This window comes from Paraburkholderia sp. USG1, assembly GCF_031570135.1.
GTDB classification, from domain to species: Bacteria; Pseudomonadota; Gammaproteobacteria; order Burkholderiales; family Burkholderiaceae; genus Paraburkholderia; species Paraburkholderia dioscoreae.
Genome location: NZ_JAMWXW010000022.1, coordinates 100970 through 123810 on the forward strand (window position 1 = coordinate 100970; position 22841 = coordinate 123810).

Consider the following 22841-nt stretch of genomic DNA (forward strand, 5'->3'; position numbering starts at 1 on the left):
GTTGTCTCCGGAGTTCCGCATGGACGCTGCCGCAAACGATGCGTCGCCGGTGCTGATCGTCGGGGCGGGTCCCACCGGGCTCGCCGCAGCGATGAGTCTCGCGCGTGCCCACATCCCCGTGCGTCTGATCGACAAGGCCATGCAGCCGAACCCGTATTCGCGGGCCATCGGCATCCAGGCGCGTACGCTCGAGTTGCTCGAGCAGCATCGACTGGTCGAGCCGTTTCTCGAGCTCGGCCATCGCGCGCGCATCGCCAATCTGTTTTCGAACGGCATGCGTCTCGCGCAGTTGGACTTCGATCCGTTGCACACACGCTATCCGTATCTGCTGTTTCTCGATCAGTCGGTGACCGAGCGCTTGCTGACGGAGCATCTCGCCACATTCGGCGTGACGATCGAACGGGGCGTCGAGCTGACCATGTTCGCGCAAGGCGCCGCCAGCATTCAGGCGACGCTGCGCCGCGCGGACGGTCACACGGAGACCATGCGTCCGTCGTACATGATCGCCGCCGACGGTGCACACAGCGCGATTCGTCACCGGCTCGGTTTGAACTTCGAGGGCAAGACCTTCGAGCAGACTTTCCTGCTAGCCGACCTGCACGCCGAAACCGATTGGCCCGAAGACGAGTTCCATATTTTCGCGTCGGGCGAAGGACTGGTCGCGCTGTTTCCGATGGGTCACGGCAGGCATCGTCTGATCGCGGATCATGCTATCGAACCTGCCGGCGTCGCGCCGGCCGAAACGCCGGCGGTGCTGGGCGAGCCGCCGCTGAACAGGGTGTCGCCGCCTTCGCTGGAAGAATGCAAGGCGCTGATCGCGCGGCGTGTGCGCGAGCGAGTCGACGTGTCGGATCTCGCGTGGTCCTCGTATTTCCATGTGAATAGCCGCATGGTGGACCGGCTGCGCGTCGGCCGTATCTTCCTTGCGGGCGACGCCGCGCATGTGCACAGCCCGGCCGGCGCGCAGGGCATGAACACCGGCATTCAGGAAGCGTTCAATCTCGGCTGGAAGCTCGCGCGCGTGTTGAAGGGCGCGGCGCCGGACCGTCTGCTCGACACCTATCACCTCGAACGTCATCCTATCGAGCGTGACGTGCTGCGGCAGACGGGTTTCATCACGCAGATGGCGGAGGCCGATCACGGGCCGCTGAAGCTGCTGCGCGAACGGGTGATGCCGGTGCTCGCCGCGCTGGGTCCGCTGCGCGACGCCGCGCGCCTGACCATCAGCGAATTGTCGATCCAGTACCGGCGCAGTCCGTTGACGCTCGAACGTGTGCTCGACGGCGGACCGCGTGCCGGCGAGCGCGCACCGGACGCGCTGGTGCATGTGGTCGACGGACCGCTCGGCCGTGCACCCGGCGTCGGCTGCGTGTTCGATCTGCACGATCCGGCGTTCTTCTCGCTGTTCCTGCTGGTGCCGCCGCTGCCCGTCGACGAAAAACCGCTGGATCCCGCAGCGAAGCATGCGCCGCCGCCGGACGCCGAACTGGAGCGCGTGGCGGCGGAAGTCGAGAGATTGCTGCCGGGCGCGGTGCGCATCTGGCGCATTACGGATACCACCGGCGACGGCGGACCGGCGCTTGCCGAATCGTATGGCCGCACGCGGCCGTCGTTCTATCTGGTGCGGCCGGACGGCTACATCAGCGCTCGCGGGCGCACAGGCTCCGATCTGCACGGCCTGCTGCGGCATTGCGAAGCGTGGTTTGCGGTGAGCGGGGAGATACCGGAGCAGGCGGCCCTGTGACGCGGGCCGCCTGAGTCGCGCAGGTGGTGAACCCGGCTAGCGTGGCCCGGCTTACACCGTTGCCGGTGCAGCGGGCGTTAGTTGCTCGCGATGTTTGATGAGCGCTTCCCGGACGATGGCCGACATTTCAATGCCGCTCGCATCGGGCTCATCGAGCGCCGCCAGCAGCGCGCGCCGCATGCGCGGCTCCCAGAAGCGGCGGATATGATCGGCGATGCCGGCGAGCGCTTCCTCGCGGTCCGGCATCGAATCGAAAAAGTCGCCGATCCGGTTGGCCATATCGATCAGGTTCTGATTGTCCATATCCGACCTCACTTGCCCGATGTCGCGTTGGCCAGTTCGCGCTGCTTCAGCAGATCGAGCTGTTCGGTGTTGAAGCGCGAATAGTCTTTCTGCCATTGCGACGGCTGTTCGACCGGCATCACCTGCACCGCGGTCACCTTGTATTCCGGACAGTTGGTAGCCCAGTCCGAGCTATCGGTGGTGATCACGTTCGCGCCCGATTCGGGGAAGTGGAACGTCGTATAAACGACGCCCGGCTGCATGCGCTCAGTCACCTTGGCGCGCAGCACGGTTTGTCCCGCGCGCGATTCGATGCCGACCCAGTCGTCCGTCCTGATGCCGCGTTCTTCGGCGTCGTGCGGATGGATTTCCAGCCGGTCCTCGTCGTGCCAGCGCGAGTTCTCGGTACGGCGCGTCTGCGCGCCGACGTTGTACTGCGACAGGATGCGGCCCGTGGTGAGCAGCAGCGGGAATTTGCGCGTGACTTTCTCGGGCGTCGCGATGAACTTCGTAATCACGAACTTGCCCTTGCCGCGCACGAAGGTGTCGATATGCATGGTCGGCGTACCGTCCGGCGCATTCTCGTTGCATGGCCACTGGATACTGCCGAGTTCGTCGAGCTTTTTGTACGAGACGCCGTGGAAGGTCGGCGTGAGACGCGCGATCTCGTCCATGATCTGCGACGGATGCGTGTAGTCCATTTCATAGCCGAGCGCGCGCGCGAGCAGCACTGTGACTTCCCAGTCGGCGTAACCCGGCACCGGCGGCATGACCTTGCGTACCCGCGAGATGCGGCGCTCCGCGTTGGTGAACGTGCCGTCTTTTTCGAGGAACGACGAACCGGGCAGCAGCACGTGCGCATACTTGGCGGTCTCGTTCAGGAAAATGTCCTGCACGACGATGCATTCCATCGACGACAACGCCGCGGACACGTGATGGGTATTCGGATCCGACTGCACGATGTCTTCGCCCTGGCAGTACAGACCCTTGAAGGTGCCGTGCACGGCGGCGTCGAACATGTTCGGAATGCGCAGACCGGGTTCGGGTTGCAGCGTGACGTTCCAGGCTTCCTCGAACAGCGTGCGCGTGACCGTGTCGCTGATGTGGCGATAGCCCGGCAGTTCGTGCGGGAACGAGCCCATGTCGCACGAACCCTGCACGTTGTTCTGGCCGCGCAGCGGATTCACGCCCACACCTTCGCGGCCGATGTTGCCCGTCGCCATTGCGAGGTTGGCGATGCCCATCACCATCGTCGAACCTTGCGCGTGTTCGGTGACGCCCAGACCGTAGTAGATCGCGGCGTTGCCGCCGGTCGCATAGATGCGGGCGGCTTCGCGCACGGCTTGAGCCGGCACGCCGGTCACCGCCTCGGTCGCCTCCGGCGCGTTTTCCGGCAGCGCGACGAAATCGCGCCATTGCTCGAACGCGCGCGTTTCGCAACGCTCGGCAACGAACGCTTCGTTCACCAGCCCTTCGGTGACGATCACATGCGCCAGCGCGTTCACGACGGCCACGTTAGTGCCCGGCCGCAACTGCAGATGATGCGACGCCTTCACGTGCGGCGTATCGACGATATCGATACGCCGCGGATCGACCACGATCAGCTTCGCGCCTTCGCGCACGCGGCGTTTCAAACGCGAGCCGAACACCGGGTGGCCGTCGGTCGGATTCGCGCCGATCACCATGATCACGTCGGCTTTATCGACCGAGGCGAACGTCTGCGTGCCCGCCGATTCGCCGAGCGTGGTCTTCAGTCCATAGCCGGTCGGCGAGTGGCACACGCGCGCGCAGGTGTCGACGTTGTTGTTGCCGAACGCGGCGCGCACGAGCTTTTGCACCAGATACGTTTCTTCGTTCGTGCAACGCGACGACGTAATGCCGCCGATCGAATCGCGGCCGTGCTTCGCCTGAATGCGGCGGAATTCCGAGGCCGCGTATGTGAGCGCTTCTTCCCAGCTGACTTCGCGCCACGGATCGGTGATCTTCGCGCGGATCATCGGCCTGGTGATGCGGTCCTTGTGCGTCGCGTAGCCCCACGCAAAGCGGCCCTTCACGCAGGCGTGGCCTTCGTTGGCCTGGCCGTTCTTGTGCGGCACCATCCGCACGACCTGGTTGCCCTTCATCTCCGCCTTGAACGAGCAGCCGACGCCGCAATACGCGCACGTGGTCACGACCGAATGCTCGGCCTGGCCGAGCATGATGACGGTCTTTTCCTGCAAGGTTGCGGTCGGGCATGCGGCCACGCACGCGCCGCACGACACGCACTCCGATTCCATGAACGGCACGTTTTCGCTGGCCGCCACGCGCGATTCGAAACCGCGCCCGGCGATGGTCAGCGCGAACGTGCCTTGCGTTTCCTCGCACGCGCGCACGCAGCGATTGCAGACGATGCACTTCGACGCGTCGTAGGTGAAGTACGGGTTCGACTCGTCTTTCTTATCCTTCAGGTGATTCGCGCCGTCGAAGCCGTAGCGCACTTCGCGCAAGCCCGTGACGCCCGCCATGTCCTGCAGTTCGCAGTCGCCGTTGGCGGAGCAGGTCAGGCAGTCGAGCGGGTGATCGGAGATGTACAGCTCCATCACGTTGCGGCGCAGCGACTGCAAACGATCGGTTTGCGTGCGGACCTTCATGCCGGCTTCGACCGGCGTCGTGCATGACGCGGGATAGCCGCGCTTGCCTTCGATTTCCACGAGACACAGGCGGCATGAGCCGAACGGTTCCAGCGAATCGGTCGCGCAGAGCTTCGGCACGTTGACGCCCGCTTCGACGGCGGCGCGCATGACGGATGTGCCGGCCGGCACGGTGACGGACTGGCCGTCGATTTCCAGCGTGACGTCGATGTCGGCGTGACGCTCGGGCGTGCCGTAGTCCGTGTCGTCGAAGAAGGAACGGGGCGAGCGCTGCTGCTGGGCTTGCGCCTTGCACGCGCAGTTGCCGGAGCCGCAGCCGCCAGTGGATGAGTTGAGCATGTCGGACATGGTGGGCTCCTGGGTCAGGCCGCTTTCGGCGCGTGTTCAGACACGTTGGCGAGACCGAAGTCTTCGGGGAAATGATCGAGCGCGGACAGCACCGGGAACGGCGTCATGCCGCCCATCGCGCAGAGCGAACCGGACACCATCGTGTCGCACAGATCGCGCAGTAACTGCACTTGCCGGGTGGACGTATCGCCGTTGCGAATCCGGCCGATCACTTCGACGCCGCGCGTCGAGCCGATCCGGCACGGCGTGCATTTGCCGCATGATTCGAGCGCGCAGAAGTGCATGGCGTATTGCGCGAGTTCGGCGAGATTCGACGTGTCGTCATGCACCACGAGGCCGCCGTGGCCCACTACCGCGCCGACTGCCGCATATGCCTCGTAGTCCATCGGAATGTCCCACTGGCTTTCCGGCAGATACGTGCCGAGCGGGCCACCCACCTGTACCGCGCGCGCGGGACGGCCGCTCGCCGTGCCGCCGCCGTAGTCGTAGAGCAACTCGCGCAGCGTCACGCCGAACGCGAGTTCGACCAGACCGCCTTGCTTGACGTTGCCCGCGAGTTGGAACGGCAGCGTGCCGCGCGAGCGGCCCATGCCGAAGTCTTTGTAGAACGCCGCGCCGCGCGCGAAAATGATCGGCACCGTTGCCAGCGTGATGACGTTGTTGATCACGGTCGGCTGGCCGAACAGGCCGACGAGCGCAGGCACCGGCGGCTTGGCGCGCACAATGCCGCGCTTGCCTTCGAGCGATTCGAGCAGCGCCGTTTCCTCGCCGCACACATACGCGCCTGCGCCTTTCGCCACGAACAGTTCGAAGCGATGCGCCGTTGAGCCGAGCACGCTGTCGCCGAGCCAGCCGGCGGCGCGTGCTTTCGTGATGGCCGCTTCGAGCGTCGCGATCGAATGCGGATACTCGCTGCGCACGTAGATGTGGCCCACCGTCGCGCCCGTCACGACGCCCGCGATGATCATCCCTTCGATCAGCACGTACGGATCGCTTTCCATCACGAGACGATCGGAGAAGGTGCCGGAATCGCCTTCGTCCGCATTGCAGACGATGTACTTCTGCGCCGCCTTCGCGCCGCGTACCGTGCGCCATTTGATGCCGGCGGGGAAGGCCGCGCCGCCGCGGCCGCGCAGGCCGGATTCGATCAGCGCTTCGCAGGCGGCGTCGCCGTCGGTTTGCAGAGCCTGGCGCAAGCCTTCGAGGCCGCCGTGGGCGATGTAGTCGTCGATGGAAAGCGGGTCCGTGATGCCGATGCGCGCGAACGTCAGGCGCTGCTGTTTCTTCAGATACGGAATCTCGTCGACCACGCCGACGCGCTTCGCGTGCGCCCCGCCTTCAATTAGGCCAGCATCGAACAGCGCAGCGACGTCGTCTGCGTCGACATTCGCGTAGCCGATGCGGCCTTCAGGCGTCCGAACTTCGACGAGCGGTTCAAGCCACAGCAGGCCGCGCGAGCCGTTGCGGACCAGTTCCACGGCGAGGCCGCGGCGCGCGGCTTCGGCTTCGAGCGCCTGAGCGAGCGCGTCAGCGCCGAGCGCCAGTGCCGACGAATCACGGGGAACGTAGATGCGCGTCATGCTGTCACCTCCACACACTTGCTGGCGGCCGCGAAGATCGCGTCGAACTTTTGCGGCGTGACCCTGGCGTGCAGCGTGCCGTTGAGCATCAGCGCCGGCGACAGTGCGCATTGGCCGAGGCAATACACCGACTCCAGTTCCACGGTCGCGCCATGCTCATGTTCGGCGTCGAAGCGGCAGCCGGTGTGTGTCTCGATATGGCGGGTGAGCGCTTCGGTGCCCATGCTGCGGCAGGCTTCCGCGCGGCACAACTGCACCGTGACCTGAGCGGCCGGCTGCGTGCGGAAGTGGTGGTAGTAGGTGATGACGCCGTGCACTTCCGCGCGCGACAGGTTCAAGGCGCGCGCGAGCGGCGCGACCGCAGCGGGCGGCACATAACCGAGTTCGTCCTGAATTGCGTGCAAGACCGCTAGTAGCGACATGCCCGGTTGCGCGTGACGTTGCACGAGCTGATCCGGCGCGATGGCGATGGAATCGTCCAAGTGGGGGCTCCTCCAAAGTCATATATGCACTTGTCATTCATAATGCGTGCACTTATGCTTCGTATATTCGATATGGGATAGCCGAACAATAGGCGGGTGATTCGGCCGGCGCAATAGGAAAGAGTTGAGCATATATGATCAGAATCGAGTGCCAGGCGCAACTGGTGGTGAAGAGCCCGGATGGCCGCGAGGCAAGCCTGTCGGACGTCGTGCCGTTGCTGGCGCTGGTGGATGAATCGGGCAGCATCGCGCAGGCGGCGACGCTTAAGGGTTTGTCCTACCGTCATGCGTGGGGTTTGCTGCGCAGCATCGAAGAGCGTCTGGGCGGTCCGCTGATTGCGAAAGAGCGTGGTCGCGGCTCGGTGCTGTCCGAACTCGGGCAAGCGGTTTTGCGTGCGCAGCGTCTGTGCGGGGAACGGCTCGACGGCAATATGCAGGCGCTCGCCAGCGAAGTGGCAAGCGATCTGAACCGCTGGCTCGCACCGCCCGCCGATGACGTGCGCATCTTCGCGTCGCACGGTTATGCCGTGGCCGCGCTCGTCACTGCGTTGGTCGCCAACGATCTGCCGGTGGACATCAAGTATCGGGACAGCGCCGACGCCGTGAGCGCGCTCGCGCGCGGCGAATGCGACCTGGCCGGCTTCCATTTGCCGCTCGGCGAGTTTCGCGCGGTATGCGCCGATACGTACCGCCGCTGGCTCGATCCACAGCGTCACGTGCTCGTGCATCTCACGCGGCGCAAACAGGGACTCTTTCTCGGCAAGGGCAATCCCAGAGGAATCGTGGGTCTGGGTGATCTCGCGCGCGACGACATTCGCTTCGTCAACCGGCAACCCGGCTCCGGCACGCGCATGTTGCTGGATCTCGCACTACGGAAAGTCGGGGTGGATCCGGATCGGGTCAATGGTTACGCGTCGACCGAACTCACGCACTCGGCGATTGCGGCGTTCGTCGCGAGCGGCATGGCGGACGTCGGCTTCGGCGTGGAGCCCGCGGCGCATCACTTCGGTCTCGACTTCATTCCGGTCGTCGACGAAGACTATTATTTCGCCTGCGATCGCGCGCGCCTCGAGCGCGCGCCGCTTGCGGCCGTGATCGGCTTGCTGCGCGGCAGCGCGTTTCGCGAGAGCGTCGATCAACTCGAAGGCTATGATCCGCAGGACTGCGGCGAGGTGGTTGCCCTGGAAGAGGGGCTCGGCGAAACGACGGCGTAAGCAGCCGTAAACATCAGCCTATGTTCGGCGCTGCGTATGGCGTCCGTTTGGGATACTCTTTAAGCTTCCGCTTCCGCCTTAACCGCGCGTTACGTCGCGCCGATCAATATGAAAGTTATTTTTTACGCATGTGCTGCCGTGGCGACGGCTGGTGTGCTGCTCGCCAGCGCTTCGGTTGCTGTCGCGCAGAATTCGCCGGGTGTGCCGGGCGGTATCCTGCAAGATCAGTTTCGTCTCGCCGAGCATCCGCAAATGCCGTTTGCCGCGTCGGCGCCCTCCGACAAATACCAGAGCGGCAAAAAATCGGCCATGCGCAAGCGCGGCGATATGGGCGATCCGAATGGCTGCAATCTGCAGTGCCCTAAAGACGAGTAAGCGGACGCACGAGTCCGGTGGTAGTGCGGCGCCGGCGTTCTGCCGGCGTTTTTCGTCTGGTCTTCAGGTTTCGTGGCCCGGCGTTGCCGTTGCCGCGTTCATGGCAGACGCTCAAGGTTTGGCCGTGTGCCACACGTCCTTGAAGCCATTTCCCTTCATATCTCCCGCCTGCTTGTCCGCTGCGTAGCGGTAGAGCGGATGGCCTTTGTACGCCCATTGCTGCTTGCCGTCCGCGCCGGCGATCAACGTCCAGTCGCCGGACGGTTTGTCCGATGCGCCGGCGGTGGCTGCCGGCCAGTTGTTCAGGCAGCCGCCGGTGCAGGCGCTCACACCGGGCGTGGTGTCTTTGTCGAAGGTGTAGAGCGTCATGCCGTCCGCCGTGACGAAGCGCCCGTCGACGATTTTCGGCGCTTCGGCGAAAGCGCTTTGTTGCAGCGCGAGGAGGGCGAGGCAGAAAAGAGTTTTGCGCATGATGTCGGCTCCTGATCTTGGTGTGGTTTCGCGCTAGACGCGGCGTGCGCGCGCGTGAGGATTAAACGATTGAGCGGATGCGTTTATTCCAGTCATGCTCTTCGAAAGTGGAGCGCGATCGGGCAGCGTCAGGGAGTGGCGAGCCGACGAGTTAGGCGGAGGCGGCGCCGGACGACAAAAAACCCGCAAGCAGCTGGCCGCTTACGGGTTCCGGGTGAGACTTGAATGTACTGTCTGAAACGTGTTCTGGTGGAGGCGGCGGGAATCGAACCCGCGTCCAGAAGCACTCTACGACCAGTTCTACATGTTTAGTTCTGTCATTTGATTTAACCGTAGTGACGCGGACGAACACGCTGCACTACGGCGATTCACTAGGTTTTCGACCCGGATGTCGTGACACCACCAAGGCTTAACTGACGTATATGACCTCTGTCGGTATTGCTACCGGTCTTGCGACTCTAGCCCGTCAGTAAACTAGGCAGAGGACGGCGGCCCTTAGGCTGCCAGTGCGAACGTATCGTCGTTTGCAGTTACGTTTTTCCCATTGATTAACGAGGTGACGGGTCCTCGACATGCCCTAGCCGCTTCGCAACCCCTGTCGAAACCAGGTCGCCCCCGCGGTTCGTTGCTCAACTTTCTGAGCCAGCGTAGATTTTACAATAGATTGACAGCCGCGTCCTGACTCATTGATGTGGCCGCCGCAGCGGTGCGCCGGCTTCGGCGTGCCGGCTGAGCGCGCTTCAGCCGAGGTCGCGCAACAGCCTCTGCAATTCAGCCGTCGATTGGACGACGTGTTGCGCATGCCATTGCGTGGGCGGAATATCGTTGCCGCAGTAGCCGTACGCCGCCGCGACCGTCTTCATGCCGGCCGCGAAACCCGCCTGCACGTCGCGTAGATCATCGCCGACATAGACGATGCGCTCCGGCACCACGTCGAGCTCGCGCGCGGCGTGCAACAAGGGCGCCGGGTGGGGTTTCGAGTGCGGCGTCGTGTCGCCGCTCACGATGCAGCCGGCGCGCTCTTCCAGTCCGAGTTGCGCGATCAGCGGCTCCGTGAGCCTCGCTACCTTGTTGGTGACGATGCCCCAGCGCACGCCGCGAGCGTCGAGCTCGTCGAGAATTTCGGGAATGCCGGGAAACAGCGTGGTCTCGATGCACAGATCCGCTTCGTAGTTGGCGAGGAACTCCTCGCGCATCGACGCGAACTCGTGATTATCGGGGCCGATCCCAAACGCACCGCCGATCAGCCCGCGCGCGCCCGCGGACGCCAGCGGGCGCAGATCTTCGAGCGGCACCATCTCGAGCCCGCGATCATGGCGCATTTTGTTGACGGCGGCCGCGAGGTCGGGCGCCGTGTCGGCCAGCGTGCCGTCGAGGTCGAACAGCACAGCCAGGCAAAGACCGAGTGCGTCTTCGTTATCTTCGCGTTGGGGCAGGGGCGTGGGATCGCTCATTGATTGGGTAGGTCCGGCAGGTCGGGGCGGATCAGGCGTCGCGGCGGCAGGCGAGCATGTAGTTCACGCTCGTGTCGGCGGACAGCGTGAAATGCTTGCTGAGCGGGTTATAGACAATGCCTTTGATATCGGCCGTACGCAGGTTGGCGGCGCGCACGAAGCTCGCCAATTCCGACGGCCGAATGAACCGCGCGTAGTCGTGCGTGCCCTTGGGCAGCATTCGCGCGATGTATTCGGCTCCGATCACGGCGAACAGGTACGACTTCACATTGCGGTTCAGCGTGGAAAAGAACACCCAGCCACCGGGTTTCACCAGCGTCTTGCACGCTTCCACAATGGCCGCGGGTTGCGGCACGTGCTCCAGCATTTCCATGCAAGTCACGACGTCGAACGTGCCCGGTTCGCGGGCGGCGAGCGCCTCGGCAGCGATTTCTTCGTAATCTACGGTTACACCGCTTTCAAGGCTGTGAAGATCGGCCACGCCCAGCGCCTGGGTCGACAGATCGATGCCTTTGACGTGCGCGCCGAGGCTTGCCATTGACTCGGACAGAATGCCGCCGCCACACCCGATATCCAGCACGGTCTTGCCCGCGAGATGGGCGTGCGCGTCGATCCAGCTCAGGCGAATCGGGTTGAGCTCGTGCAGCGGCTTGAATTCGGCATTCGGATCCCACCAGCGATGCGCAAGGTCGCTAAATTTCTGCAGTTCGTGGGGATCGGCATTGGTCATGGCGGAAGCTGCCTCGAAGAGAGCGGTGAGCGGGCGCTCGAGGATAAACCCTGAGTATATAGGTCGAGGGACGGGGCGGCAAAATGCCGCCCCCTCGCGGTCCGGTCGACGTCCCTCGCGGCCTTGGGCACGCGGCAGGACATATAAAAAAAGCCCCGCCGAAGCGGGGCTTTGATACTGCGGCAATGTGCAGCTTATTGCTTCGAAGTACCGACAACTTCGACTTCCACGCGACGATCCGGTGCGAGGCAGGCGATAAGTTGCTTGCGGTTCTTCTGGTTGCAACCGGTCGTGACCGGGTTGCGCTTGCCCTTGCCTTCCGTATAGATACGGTTGGATTCGATGCCCTTGCTGACCAGGTATGCCTTCACAGCTTGAGCACGGCGCAGCGACAGACGGTCGTTGTACTTGTCCGAACCGATACGGTCCGTGTAACCCGTTGCGACGACGACTTCGAGGTTCAGTGCGCCGATCTTCGATGCCAGATCGTCCAGCTTTTCCTTGCCGCCCGGCTTCAGGATTGCCTTGTCGAAGTCGAACAGCGCGTCAGCTTGATACGTAATCTTTTGGCTCGTGATGGCCGGTGCAGGTGCGACCGGAGCCGGCGGGGTCGGAGCCTGGGCAACCAGGGCGCCATCGCACTTTGCGTTGGCCGTTGCCGGCGTCCAGAATGCATCGCGCCAGCAAAGCTCGTTCGTGCCGTTCATCCACACGTATTCGCCGGTACCATTCACCCAGTTGTCGTTCGTGGCTTGTCGCGACGCCGGCACCGATTGCGCCATGGCGGATGCAGCCATAACTGCGGTAGCTGCAATGAACGCGAGCTTTGAAAGTTTATTCATATTTCTCCTCTCGAAATTGAGATTACCGCAGGTTTACTGCGAGCCTGTTGACGAAGACAAGTCATACATTGCTCGAAGTATAACATCGGTGTAGAACAAAAAACGTGCTGTGTAGACTTCGAGCAGTGTCTAACTCTTTGTGCGTTGGCATTTTGCCATATCGTTCCCTTCCAACGATAAAAAAATCTGCCCCCCATCAAATCACCTTCCAATTGTGGTGCATGCGCAACAGAAGTAATCGCCCGGAGGCGCCGCCAGTCATGGCTCAGCGGCGAATTGCCCCACGCACGAATCGAGCCTGCCCTGTCTCAAAAATGGGGCGTCGAGGCGTGCTCCGCATTCGCTGCCTAATAGGTATACGTACCTTCGTCGGCGCGGATTCGCGGCATGTTAGAATCGCGTGATGCGTTGCGCCTGCAATGCTTACGCGAAGACGCGGCGAAATGTAGTCAAGCCGTCGTCTTGGCACGTAAAAGATACGGATAATGGATCAATTCGCCAAAGAGACTCTGCCAATCTCCCTAGAGGAGGAAATGCGCCGTTCGTATCTCGATTACGCGATGAGCGTGATCGTAGGGCGTGCGCTTCCCGATGTTCGCGATGGCCTGAAGCCGGTGCACCGGCGCGTGCTGTACGCGATGCACGAACTGAACAACGACTGGAACCGGGCTTACAAGAAGTCGGCGCGTATTGTCGGCGACGTTATCGGTAAATATCACCCGCACGGCGACACGGCTGTTTACGACACCATCGTCCGGATGGCGCAGGACTTCTCGCTGCGCTACATGCTGGTAGACGGCCAGGGCAACTTCGGCTCGGTCGACGGCGACAATGCCGCGGCCATGCGGTACACCGAAATCCGCATGGCGAAGATCGGCCATGAACTGCTGGCCGACATCGACAAGGAAACGGTCGACTTCACGCCGAACTACGACGGCAGCGAAAACGAGCCGGCCATCCTGCCGGCGCGCATTCCCAATCTGCTGATCAATGGTTCGTCCGGTATCGCGGTCGGCATGGCAACCAACATTCCGCCGCACAACCTCAATGAAGTTGTCGACGCCTGCCAGCATCTGCTCAAGAACCCGGAAGCCACGATCGACGAACTGATCGAGATCGTTCCGGCGCCCGACTTCCCGACGGCCGGCATCATCTACGGCGTGGCGGGCGTGCGCGACGGCTATCGCACGGGCCGCGGCCGCGTGGTGATGCGCGCGCTGACGCACTTCGAGGAAATCGACCGCGGCCAGCGCATGGCGATCATCGTCGACGAGCTGCCGTACCAGGTGAACAAGCGCTCACTTCTGGAGCGCATCGCCGAACTGGTCAACGAAAAGAAGCTCGAAGGCATTTCCGACATCCGCGACGAGTCCGACAAGAGCGGCATGCGCGTCGTGATCGAACTGAAGCGCGGCGAAGTGCCGGAAGTGGTGCTCAACAATCTGTACAAGGCGACCCAGCTTCAGGACACCTTCGGCATGAACATGGTCGCGCTGGTCGACGGCCAGCCGAAGCTGCTGAACCTGAAGGAAATGCTGTCGTGCTTCCTGTCGCATCGCCGGGAAGTGCTGACGCGGCGCACTGTATACGAACTGCGCAAGGCGCGCGAACGCGGCCACGTGCTCGAAGGCCTGGCGGTCGCGCTTGCCAATATCGACGAGTTCATCGCAATCATCAAAGCGGCGCCGACTCCGCCGATCGCCAAGCAGGAATTGATGGCGCGTCCGTGGGATTCGTCGCTGGTGCGTGAGATGCTGGCGCGTGCCGAGACGGAAAACGCGTCGGCGGGTGGTCGCGAAGCCTACCGTCCTGACGGTTTGAATCCGTCGTTCGGCATGCAGTCCGACGGCCTTTACCGTCTGTCCGACACCCAGGCTCAGGAAATTCTGCAGATGCGTCTGCAGCGCCTGACCGGCCTGGAGCAGGACAAGATCATCGGCGAGTACCGCGAAGTCATGGCGCAAATCGCCGACCTGCTGGACATTCTGGCTCGCCCGGAACGCATTACGGCGATCATCGTCGAGGAACTCACGTCGATCAAAGCCGAGTTCGGCGATGCGCGCCGCTCCAAAATCGAGCTGAACGCAACCGAACTGAACACGGAAGATCTGATCACGCCGCAAGAGATGGTCGTGACCATGTCGCACGCGGGTTACGTGAAATCGCAGCCGCTGTCCGAGTACAGCGCGCAGAAGCGGGGTGGTCGCGGCAAGCAGGCCACGGCAATGAAAGAAGACGACTGGATCGACACGCTGTTCATCGCGAACACGCACGATCACATTCTGTGCTTCTCCAATCGCGGCCGCGTCTACAGCGTGAAGGTCTATGAAGTGCCGCAAGGTTCGCGGAACTCGCGCGGCCGTCCGATCATCAATATCTTCCCGCTTCAGGAAGGCGAGAAGATTACGGTCGTCTTGCCGGTCAAGGAATTCTCGGCTGACAAATTCGTCTTTATGGGCACTGCGTTAGGAACCGTAAAAAAGACGCCGCTGGAAGCCTTTGGGCGCGTGTTGCGCAAGGGTATTATTGCGGTCGGTCTGGATGACGGCGATTACCTGATCGGCGCCGCCATTACCGACGGTCAGCACGACGTGATGCTGTTCTCGGATTCGGGCAAGGCGGTCCGCTTCGACGAAAACGACGTGCGTCCGATGGGCCGCGAGGCGCGCGGTGTACGCGGCATGCAGCTCGAAGACGGCCAGAACGTGATCGCGTTGCTGGTAGCCGGCGACGAGCAGCAGTCGGTGCTCACCGCCACGGAAAACGGTTTTGGCAAGCGTACGCCGATCATCGAGTACACCCGTCATGGCCGCGGTACGAAGGGCATGATCGCGATCCAGACCTCGGAGCGTAACGGCAAGGTCGTTGCCGCCACGCTGGTGGATCAGGAAGCGCAGATCATGCTGATCACCAATACCGGCGTGCTGATCCGTACGCGGGTATCGGAAATTCGGGAAATGGGACGTGCAACCCAAGGTGTTACACTCATCAGCCTTGACGAAGGGACCAAGCTTTCAGGTCTGCAACAGGTTGCTGAGGCGGAAGCGGAAGGTGATGCGGAAAGCGACGCCGAAGGTCCCGCTGAAGGTAACAACGCGGGTGACAGCGGCGGCGAAGAGGGCGGTGCGGCCTGATTCGTGTCAGCGTCTTACAGACTCAGTGACTGGTTGAAAGCTGTGCCGGGAATAATGGCGTATCGGGCTGATACGTATCCCGCGCAGCTTGCTGTTCAAGTTCATTTCTATTAGGGAGTAATGATGCAAAAACGATTCAAACAACTGATGTTGCTGGCTGCCCTCGTGCCGACCTTCGCCATGGCTCAAGCGCTTCAGAGCCCGGCTCCGGCGGCGCCGGCTGCTGCCGCGGCACCGGTTGATCCGGCCAAGCAGGCTGCAATCAAGGATCTGTTGGACGCAATCGACGCGCAGAAGCTCGTCGGCGCGATCGGCAACAGCGCCCAGATGCAAGCCAAGCAGCTGGTTCCGGCAATCCTGTCGGACGCTCTGAGCGAAAACAAGACGATGACGGACAAGCAGAAGCAGGCTTCCGTCCCGACGCTGCAAAAGAACGCAGTGCCGAAGCTGGTTGACGGCGCAGGCCAGGTGTTCGCAACGGACAGCTTCCGCCAGGACGCCATGCAAGCTCAGTACGACGCCTACGCGAAGTACTACAGCACGTCGGAAATCAAGGATCTGACTACGTTCTACAAGAGCCCGACCGGCCGCAAGTTCATCCAGGTGCAAGACCAGGTTGGCCGTGACGTCGTGAACGGCTTGATGCAGAAGTACATGCCGCAATCGATCAAGGCAACGCGTGACCAGGCCGACAAGGAAGTCGCTTCGGTCAAGCCGGCCAAGTAAGCCAACGCCCTGAGGCTGCGCGGATATCGCGCCAGCCGCCGCCCGGTGGGCTCGCCTCGCACGCTGGATGGCGTGCCGGGTTTGGCGGCTTGGCTGTGACAATGCGATAATGGCTGTTTGTGCACACGCGCAGACGGCCATTTTCTTTTTCGGCGCGAAATGGTCCGAAACCCGCGTCAGAAAATCGCGCCGGCACAATCGCGTTGTCATCTTCACGGTCAATGCCGACCCGGCTGTCAGCTTCGCCGATTTTTGCGCGATCTTCATTTTTCGCGCCCGCTTCCAGGATCTCACGATGCGCGTCTTTAATTTCTCCGCCGGCCCCGCGGCCATGCCCGAAGAAGTTCTGCGTCAAGCCGCCGACGAAATGCTCGATTGGCAAGGCAGCGGCATGAGCGTGATGGAAATGAGCCATCGCGGGAAAGAGTTCATGTCGATCCATGAGGAAGCGCTCGTCGATCTGCGCGACCTGCTTCAGGTGCCGGCGAGCCACCGCATCCTGTTCCTGCAAGGTGGCGGATTGGGCGAGAACGCAATCGTGCCGATGAACCTGATGGGCGCGAAGCCGCGCGCGGATTTCGTCGTGACGGGTTCATGGTCGCAGAAGTCTTTCAAGGAAGCGCAGAAGTACGGCACTGCGCATCTGGCGGCCAGCGGCCAGACGGCCGATGGTTTCACCCGCGCGCCCGCCCGCTCGGAATGGCAACTGTCGGACGACCCGGCTTACGTGCATCTGTGCACGAACGAGACGATTCACGGCGTCGAGACGTTCGAGATCCCCGATCTCGGCGATATTCCGCTCGTGGCGGATGCCTCGTCGCATATCCTGTCGCGTCCCATGGACATCGCCAAATACGGCGTGCTGTTCGGCGGCGCGCAGAAGAACATCGGCATGGCGGGCGTGACAGTGGTGGTCGTGCGCGAAGACATGCTCGATCGTGCGCAACCGATCTGCCCGTCGGCGTTCGAATGGAAGATCGTCGCCGAGAACAATTCGATGTACAACACGCCGCCCACTTACGCGATCTACATCGCCGGGCTGGTGTTCAAGTGGTTGAAGAAGCAGGGCGGCCTTGCCGCGATGGAAGCACGCAATCTCGAAAAGTCGAAGCTGCTGTACGACGCGATCGACTCGAGCAGCTTCTATCTGAACAAGGTCGAACGCGGCTCGCGCTCGCGGATGAACGTCCCGTTCTTCCTCGCCGACGAGTCCCGCAACGAAGATTTCCTGGCCGGCGCGAAAGCGCGGGGAATGGTGCAGCTAAAGGGCCACAAGTCCGTCGGCGGCATGCGGGCGTCGATTTATAACGCCGTCCCGCTCGAGGGCGTCAAAGCGCTTGTCGAATACATGAAGGAATTCGAACAGCGCAGCGCCTGAGTCATCGGGGCGCGCGCTTCCTTTCCAGCACGCATTTGTGCAGCAGCTACCGGCAGGGCCGTTTTCACGCATGGACGACGAACTCAATACCCGACTCAAACCTCTTCGCGAACGCATCGACGCGCTCGACGCGCAACTGATCGCGCTCCTCAATCAACGCGCGGCGGTAGCGCTCGAAGTGGGCGAGGTCAAGAAGCATTTCAATGCACCGGTGTTTCGGCCCGAGCGCGAACAGCAGGTGATCGCGCGTCTGCAGGACATGAGCGAAGGGCCGCTCGCAAGCGAGCATATCAGCGCGATCTGGCGCGAGATCATGGCCGCGAGCCGCGCGCTCGAAAAGACCATCAAGGCCGCTTATCTCGGCCCGGTCGGCACCTACAGCGAACAGGCGATGCACGAGTACTTCGGTCAGTCGATCGAAGGCCTGCCGTGCCCGTCGATCGACGAAGTGTTCCGCTCGGTCGAGGCGGGCGCCGCGGAATTCGGCGTCGTGCCTGTCGAGAATTCGACCGAAGGCGCGGTGTCGCGCACGCTCGATCTGCTGCTGCAAACGCAACTCACGATCGGCGGCGAGCTGGCTTTGCCGATCCACCACAATCTGTTGACGCTGAACGGTGGCCTCACCGGTGTAACGCGCGTGTGCGCGCATGCGCAGGCGCTTGCCCAATGTCAGCGCTGGCTGTCGACCAACGCGCCGCATCTGGAGCGCCAGGCAGTGTCGAGCAATGCGGAAGCAGCGCGCATGGCAGCGGAAGACCCGACCGTGGCGGCGATCGCCGGCGATCGCGCCGCGACGCACTATGGCTTGCAGGTGGCGTATGCGCTGATCCAGGACGATCCGCACAACCGCACGCGCTTCGTGATGATCGGCAAACAGCCGACCGGCCCGAGCGGTTATGACCAGACGTCGTTGATCGTTTCCGTGCATAACGAACCTGGCGCCGTATTCAAGCTGCTCGAACCGCTGGCACGCCACAGCGTGTCCATGACGCGTTTCGAATCGCGTCCGGCACGGGTCGGCACGTGGGAGTACTACTTCTACATCGACCTCGAAGGCCATCGCGACGATCCGGCGGTCGCCGCCGCGCTCGCCGAACTCGGCGAGAAGGCTGCGTTCCTGAAGATTCTGGGCTCGTATCCGCGCGCCCGCTGATGATATTCAAACGGCGACCCTGCAGCACCCGGGCGCGCCCAGCCGCACATCCCATTACTCATAGTCGTTCGGAGATTCTCATGACAGCGTCTTTCGGTCCTTCCTACGTGCGTGCCATTGCGCCTTACATCGCAGGCAAACCGATTTCGGAAGTGGCCCGCGAATTCGATCTGGACGAAAAGACCATCGTGAAACTCGCCTCGAACGAGAATCCGCTCGGCATGCCGGAATCGGCACAGCGCGCGATGGCGCAGGCCGCCAGCGAACTGGGCCGCTACCCCGACGCCAACGCGTTCGAGCTGAAGGCTGCGCTGAGCGAGCGCTACGGCGTGCCGGCCGACTGGATCACGCTCGGCAACGGCAGCAACGACATCCTCGAAATCGCCGCACACGCGTTTGTGGAAAAGGACCAGTCGATCGTCTATGCGCAGTACTCGTTCGCGGTTTACGCGTTGGCCACGCAAGGCCTGGGCGCTCGCGCGATCGTCGTGCCGGCCGTCAAATACGGTCATGACCTCGACGCAATGCTCGCGGCGATTACCGACGACACGCGCCTGATTTTCGTCGCCAACCCGAACAACCCGACCGGCACGTTTATTGAAGGCACGAAGCTCGAAGCGTTTCTCGACAAGGTGCCGCGCAACGTGGTCGTCGTGCTCGACGAGGCGTACACGGAATATCTGCCGCAAGAGAAGCGCTACGACTCGATCGCGTGGGTGCGCCGCTACCCGAATCTGCTGGTGTCGCGAACATTTTCGAAGGCGTTCGGCCTCGCCGGTTTGCGCGTGGGTTTCGCGATCGCACAGCCTGAATTGACCGATCTGCTGAATCGTCTGCGTCAGCCGTTCAACGTGAACACACTGGCGCAAGCCGCGGCGATCGCCGCGCTGAGCGACAGGGCGTTTCTGGAGAAGAGCGCCGCGTTGAACGCGCAAGGCTATCGCCGTTTGACCGAAGCCTTCGACAAGCTCGGTCTGGAGTATGTGCCGTCGGACGGCAACTTCGTGCTGGTACGTGTCGGCAACGACGACGCAGCAGGCGGCCGCGTCAACCTGGAGCTGCTGAAGCAGGGCGTGATCGTGCGGCCGGTCGGCAACTATGGTTTGCCGCAATGGCTGCGTGTCACGATCGGCTTGCCGGAAGAAAACGAAGCATTCCTTGCTGCGCTCGAAAAAGCGCTCGACCCCGCTTAAGCGGTAACCCTTGACCCGCGCGCCTCGTCGGTATTGAAAGGCGCGCTCTATGTGACCGACGTGGCCGCGTTTTCTTTTGACAAGCTGGTAATTTTCGGTGTCGGCCTGATCGGCGGATCGCTCGCGCGCGCGCTGCGCGAACGGAACGGGACCGAGGGTGCGCGCACGGTGATCGGTGTCGGACGTTCGTCCGCGTCGACCGAGCGCGCTCTGGAACTGGGTGTGATCGACGGCTCGGCGGCGCTGAACGACGACGCCTCGCTGCGCGAAGCATTGTCCGGTGCCGACTTCGTGCTGCTGGCCGCGCCCGTCGCGCAGACACAGCCGTTGCTCGAACGCATCGCGCCGTTTCTCGATCCGGCCACGATCGTCACGGACGCCGGCAGTACCAAGTCGGACGTGGTCGCCGCCGCCCGCGCGGCGCTCGGCGCGCGCATCAGCCAGTTCGTGCCCGGGCATCCGATTGCCGGCCGCGAAGCCAGCGGCGTGGAGGCGGCCTTGCCCGAGCTGTATGTGGGCCGCAATGTCGTGTTGTGCCCGCTGCCGGAGAATGCGCCGGCAACCGTGGAGCGTGTCGCCGCCATGTGGCGGGCCACCGGTGCGCTTGTGCGTGACATGGCGCCCGAGCAGCACGACCGCGTGTTCGCGTCGGTCAGCCATTTGCCGCACCTGCTTTCGTTCGCGCTGGTCGAGCAGATTCTCAATTCACCCGATGCCGCGCTGAAATTCTCGTTCGCGGCGGGCGGCTTCCGCGATTTCACGCGCATTGCCGCGTCGAGCCCGGAAATGTGGCGCGACGTCTGCGTGGCCAATCGGGTCGCGCTGCTCGACGAACTCGACGCCTATACGGCGGTACTTGCCGGCCTGCGCGCGGCAATCGAAGCCGCCGACGGTGCCGCCCTCGAAACCGTGTTCGCGCGCTCGCGCGTAGCGCGTACCGAATGGCAGGAACAGCGCGCTGGCGGCGTCGCCAATGGCGACGCGTCGAAATAACCGGAAACTGGACTCAATCATGGAATTCCTCGATCTCGGACCGTTCTCTCGCGCGTCCGGCACGATTCGTCTGCCTGGCTCGAAGAGCATCTCGAACCGGGTGCTGCTGCTCGCGGCGCTCGCCGAAGGCGAAACGACGATCACGAACCTGCTCGACTCCGACGACACCCGCGTGATGCTCGACGCGCTCGAGAAACTCGGCGTGCGTCTGAAGCGCGACGGCGACACCTGCGTCGTGACCGGCACGCGCGGTGCGTTCACGGCGCGCACGGCGGATCTGTTTCTCGGCAACGCCGGCACGGCGGTGCGTCCGCTGACGGCGGCGCTGGCGGTCAATGGCGGCGACTATCGCATTCACGGCGTGCCGCGCATGCACGAGCGGCCGATCGGCGATCTGGTCGACGGCCTGCGCCAGCTCGGCGCGAAGATCGACTACGAAGAGAACGAAGGCTATCCGCCGCTGCGAATTCGCCCCGGGCAGATCAATGCCGACGCGCCGATTACCGTGCGCGGCGACGTGTCGAGCCAGTTCCTGACCTCGCTTCTCATGACGCTGCCGCTCTTGCGGACCGGAAGCGGCGTGAGTACCGTGCAGGTGGACGGCGAACTGATCTCGAAGCCGTATATCGAGATCACCATCAAGCTGATGGAGCGCTTCGGCATCAAGGTCGAACGCCACGGCTGGCATCAGTTCGTCGTGCCGGCGGGGCAGCGCTATCAGTCGCCGGGCAGGATCATGGTGGAGGGCGATGCGTCGTCCGCTTCTTATTTCCTCGCGGCCGGGGCGCTCGGCGGCGGCCCGCTGAAAGTGGAGGGCGTCGGCCGGGCCAGCATCCAAGGCGACGTCGGCTTTGCCGATGCGCTCATCAAGATGGGCGCGAACCTGCAGATGGGCGACGACTGGATCGAGGTGCGCGGCGTCGGCCACGACAGCGGCAAGCTCGAGCCGATCGACATGGACTGCAACCTGATTCCCGACGCTGCAATGACGATCGCTGTCGCGGCGCTGTTCGCGGACGGCGCGACCACGCTGCGCAACATCGCCAGCTGGCGCGTGAAGGAAACCGACCGGCTCGCCGCAATGGCGACCGAACTGCGCAAGGTCGGCGCCAAGGTGAAGGAAGGCGAGGACTTCATCGTCATCGAACCGCCTGAAAAGCTGATTCCGAACGCCGCCATCGATACCTACGACGATCACCGCATGGCCATGTGCTTCTCGCTGGTGAGTCTCGGCGGCGTACCGGTCCGTATCAACGACCCGAAGTGCGTCGGCAAGACTTTTCCGGATTATTTCGAGCGCTTCATTGCGCTTGCTCAACCCTGATTCGACCCCGAATCGACCGACGTGCAACTTTTTCGATGAAACCGACCCGTCCCTTTCACCAGACGCCCGTCATTACGATCGACGGCCCGAGTGCCTCCGGCAAAGGCACCGTGGCCGCGCTGGTTGCCGCGAGCCTCGGCTTCCATTTGCTGGACAGCGGCGCGCTGTATCGTCTCGCCGCGCTTGCCAGCCTGCGCTACAACATTGACGCGCACGACGTCGACGCCCTTGTAAAGCTGATCGACGATCTGCATATCACTTTTCGCGAAGGGCTGGCGCAACTCGACGGCCTCGACGTGTCGGCCGAAATTCGCGCCGAGGAAGTGGGCAGCCGCGCCTCGGCGATCGCCGTGCACGCGCCCGTGCGCGCCGCGCTGGTGGCGCGCCAGCGGGCTTTCCGCAAGGAACCGGGGCTGGTTGCCGACGGCCGCGACATGGGCACGGTCATCTTCCAGGATGCCGTGCTGAAGGTGTTCATGACCGCAAGCGTCGAGGCCCGCGCGGCGCGGCGGCATAAGCAATTGATCCAAAAAGGATTTTCTGCTAACATAGATGACTTGCTCCGGGATTTGCGTGAGCGCGACGAGCGTGACAGTCAGCGCGTAGCCGCGCCGCTCAAGCCTGCAGCGGACGCAAAGCTGCTTGATACCTCCGCATTGTCAGTCGACCAGGCGGTCGAGCAGGTGGTGCAATGGTATGAAGCTTTAGTCCCGCATGCCTGATGAAAGTACCGGTTGTGCATCAGCGGCGGGCGCAGTAGAAGTTCGTTGTCAGTAGGTGCTTCGCGC

At 63.1% G+C, this 22841-nt stretch carries 20 protein-coding genes and 1 other RNA gene; 11 read left to right on the forward strand and 10 right to left on the reverse strand.

Annotated elements, in window-relative coordinates:
* Nucleotides 1–19 precede the first annotated feature (19 nt).
* Nucleotides 20–1744: an FAD-dependent monooxygenase gene (locus NE850_RS26420; protein WP_310699607.1), complete on the forward strand. Its 1725-nt coding sequence runs from the start codon at nucleotides 20–22 to the stop codon at nucleotides 1742–1744.
* A gap of 51 nt (nucleotides 1745–1795) precedes the next feature.
* Here NE850_RS26420 and NE850_RS26425 read toward each other — a convergent pair whose 3' ends face one another.
* The 4 genes from NE850_RS26425 to NE850_RS26440 are packed head-to-tail and all read right to left on the reverse strand — an operon-like array spanning nucleotide 1796 to nucleotide 7066.
* Entirely contained in the window at nucleotides 1796–2047 is a 252-nt protein-coding gene (locus tag NE850_RS26425; protein ID WP_007180865.1) for a formate dehydrogenase subunit delta, read from the reverse strand.
* A gap of 8 nt (nucleotides 2048–2055) precedes the next feature.
* Nucleotides 2056–5004: a formate dehydrogenase subunit alpha gene (fdhF, locus tag NE850_RS26430; RefSeq protein WP_007180866.1), complete on the reverse strand. Its 2949-nt coding sequence runs from the start codon at nucleotides 5002–5004 to the stop codon at nucleotides 2056–2058.
* A gap of 14 nt (nucleotides 5005–5018) precedes the next feature.
* Nucleotides 5019–6584, reverse strand: coding sequence for an NADH-ubiquinone oxidoreductase-F iron-sulfur binding region domain-containing protein (locus NE850_RS26435; RefSeq protein ID WP_310699608.1), 1566 nt, complete (start codon nucleotides 6582–6584; stop codon nucleotides 5019–5021).
* The gene (locus tag NE850_RS26440; RefSeq protein WP_165186792.1) at nucleotides 6581–7066 is read right to left on the reverse strand and encodes an NAD(P)H-dependent oxidoreductase subunit E; all 486 of its coding nucleotides are present in this window, start codon (nucleotides 7064–7066) and stop codon (nucleotides 6581–6583) included. The genes NE850_RS26435 and NE850_RS26440 overlap by 4 nt, the downstream gene beginning before the upstream one ends.
* A 134-nt stretch (nucleotides 7067–7200) precedes the next feature.
* Here NE850_RS26440 and NE850_RS26445 point away from each other — a divergent pair, with 134 nt between their 5' ends.
* Together NE850_RS26445 and NE850_RS26450 are read left to right on the forward strand one after the other, a co-directional pair.
* The gene (locus NE850_RS26445) at nucleotides 7201–8280 is read left to right on the forward strand and encodes a substrate-binding domain-containing protein (RefSeq protein ID WP_165186790.1); all 1080 of its coding nucleotides are present in this window, start codon (nucleotides 7201–7203) and stop codon (nucleotides 8278–8280) included.
* A 108-nt stretch (nucleotides 8281–8388) separates the two neighbouring features.
* Entirely contained in the window at nucleotides 8389–8655 is a 267-nt protein-coding gene (locus NE850_RS26450; protein ID WP_007180870.1) for a hypothetical protein, read from the forward strand.
* A gap of 111 nt (nucleotides 8656–8766) precedes the next feature.
* Here NE850_RS26450 and NE850_RS26455 read toward each other — a convergent pair whose 3' ends face one another.
* The 5 genes from NE850_RS26455 to ompA form a co-directional block, all read right to left on the reverse strand.
* Nucleotides 8767–9126 (reverse strand): hypothetical protein, encoded by a 360-nt coding sequence (locus NE850_RS26455; protein WP_007180871.1) that lies wholly within the window; start codon nucleotides 9124–9126, stop codon nucleotides 8767–8769.
* A 247-nt stretch (nucleotides 9127–9373) separates the two neighbouring features.
* Nucleotides 9374–9743: a transfer-messenger RNA gene (gene ssrA / locus NE850_RS26460) on the reverse strand.
* Nucleotides 9744–9866: 123 nt separating this feature from the next.
* Complete coding sequence (gene gph, locus NE850_RS26465; protein WP_007180877.1) at nucleotides 9867–10580, reverse strand: phosphoglycolate phosphatase; 714 nt, start codon at nucleotides 10578–10580, stop codon at nucleotides 9867–9869.
* Between the two features lie 31 nt (nucleotides 10581–10611).
* Nucleotides 10612–11310, reverse strand: a complete 699-nt coding sequence (gene ubiG, locus NE850_RS26470) for a bifunctional 2-polyprenyl-6-hydroxyphenol methylase/3-demethylubiquinol 3-O-methyltransferase UbiG (protein WP_007180878.1) — start codon at nucleotides 11308–11310, stop codon at nucleotides 10612–10614.
* A gap of 194 nt (nucleotides 11311–11504) precedes the next feature.
* Nucleotides 11505–12152 carry an outer membrane protein OmpA gene (ompA, locus tag NE850_RS26475; RefSeq protein WP_007180879.1) on the reverse strand — a complete coding sequence of 216 codons (648 nt, stop codon included), beginning with the start codon at nucleotides 12150–12152 and terminating at the stop codon, nucleotides 11505–11507.
* A 485-nt stretch (nucleotides 12153–12637) separates the two neighbouring features.
* On the opposite strand from ompA, the gene gyrA reads away from it, so the two are divergent.
* Both gyrA and NE850_RS26485 read left to right on the forward strand, forming a co-directional pair.
* Entirely contained in the window at nucleotides 12638–15286 is a 2649-nt protein-coding gene (gene gyrA / locus NE850_RS26480; RefSeq protein ID WP_084747805.1) for a DNA gyrase subunit A, read from the forward strand.
* A 123-nt stretch (nucleotides 15287–15409) separates the two neighbouring features.
* The gene (locus NE850_RS26485; RefSeq protein WP_007180881.1) at nucleotides 15410–16012 is read left to right on the forward strand and encodes a DUF2059 domain-containing protein; all 603 of its coding nucleotides are present in this window, start codon (nucleotides 15410–15412) and stop codon (nucleotides 16010–16012) included.
* Here the strand turns inward: NE850_RS26485 and NE850_RS26490 are convergent.
* Nucleotides 15996–16454, reverse strand: a complete 459-nt coding sequence (locus tag NE850_RS26490) for a hypothetical protein (RefSeq protein WP_232064278.1) — start codon at nucleotides 16452–16454, stop codon at nucleotides 15996–15998. The two genes, NE850_RS26485 and NE850_RS26490, sit on opposite strands and share 17 nt — an antisense overlap.
* Between NE850_RS26490 and serC the strand changes: the two genes are divergently transcribed.
* The 6 genes from serC (at nucleotide 16344) to cmk (ending at nucleotide 22775) form a co-directional block, all read left to right on the forward strand.
* Nucleotides 16344–17390: a 3-phosphoserine/phosphohydroxythreonine transaminase gene (gene serC, locus NE850_RS26495; protein WP_232064202.1), complete on the forward strand. Its 1047-nt coding sequence runs from the start codon at nucleotides 16344–16346 to the stop codon at nucleotides 17388–17390. The two genes, NE850_RS26490 and serC, sit on opposite strands and share 111 nt — an antisense overlap.
* 70 nt (nucleotides 17391–17460) lie before the next feature.
* Entirely contained in the window at nucleotides 17461–18543 is a 1083-nt protein-coding gene (pheA, locus tag NE850_RS26500) for a prephenate dehydratase (RefSeq protein WP_007180883.1), read from the forward strand.
* Nucleotides 18544–18623: 80 nt separating this feature from the next.
* Nucleotides 18624–19736 (forward strand): histidinol-phosphate transaminase, encoded by a 1113-nt coding sequence (gene hisC, locus NE850_RS26505; RefSeq protein WP_310699609.1) that lies wholly within the window; start codon nucleotides 18624–18626, stop codon nucleotides 19734–19736.
* Nucleotides 19737–19787: 51 nt separating this feature from the next.
* Nucleotides 19788–20729, forward strand: a complete 942-nt coding sequence (locus tag NE850_RS26510; RefSeq protein ID WP_035518520.1) for a prephenate dehydrogenase — start codon at nucleotides 19788–19790, stop codon at nucleotides 20727–20729.
* 19 nt (nucleotides 20730–20748) lie between these two features.
* Nucleotides 20749–22053 (forward strand): 3-phosphoshikimate 1-carboxyvinyltransferase, encoded by a 1305-nt coding sequence (aroA, locus tag NE850_RS26515; protein WP_007180886.1) that lies wholly within the window; start codon nucleotides 20749–20751, stop codon nucleotides 22051–22053.
* A 35-nt stretch (nucleotides 22054–22088) separates the two neighbouring features.
* Complete coding sequence (gene cmk, locus NE850_RS26520) at nucleotides 22089–22775, forward strand: (d)CMP kinase (RefSeq protein WP_007180887.1); 687 nt, start codon at nucleotides 22089–22091, stop codon at nucleotides 22773–22775.
* The last annotated feature ends 66 nt before the right edge of the window (nucleotides 22776–22841 follow it).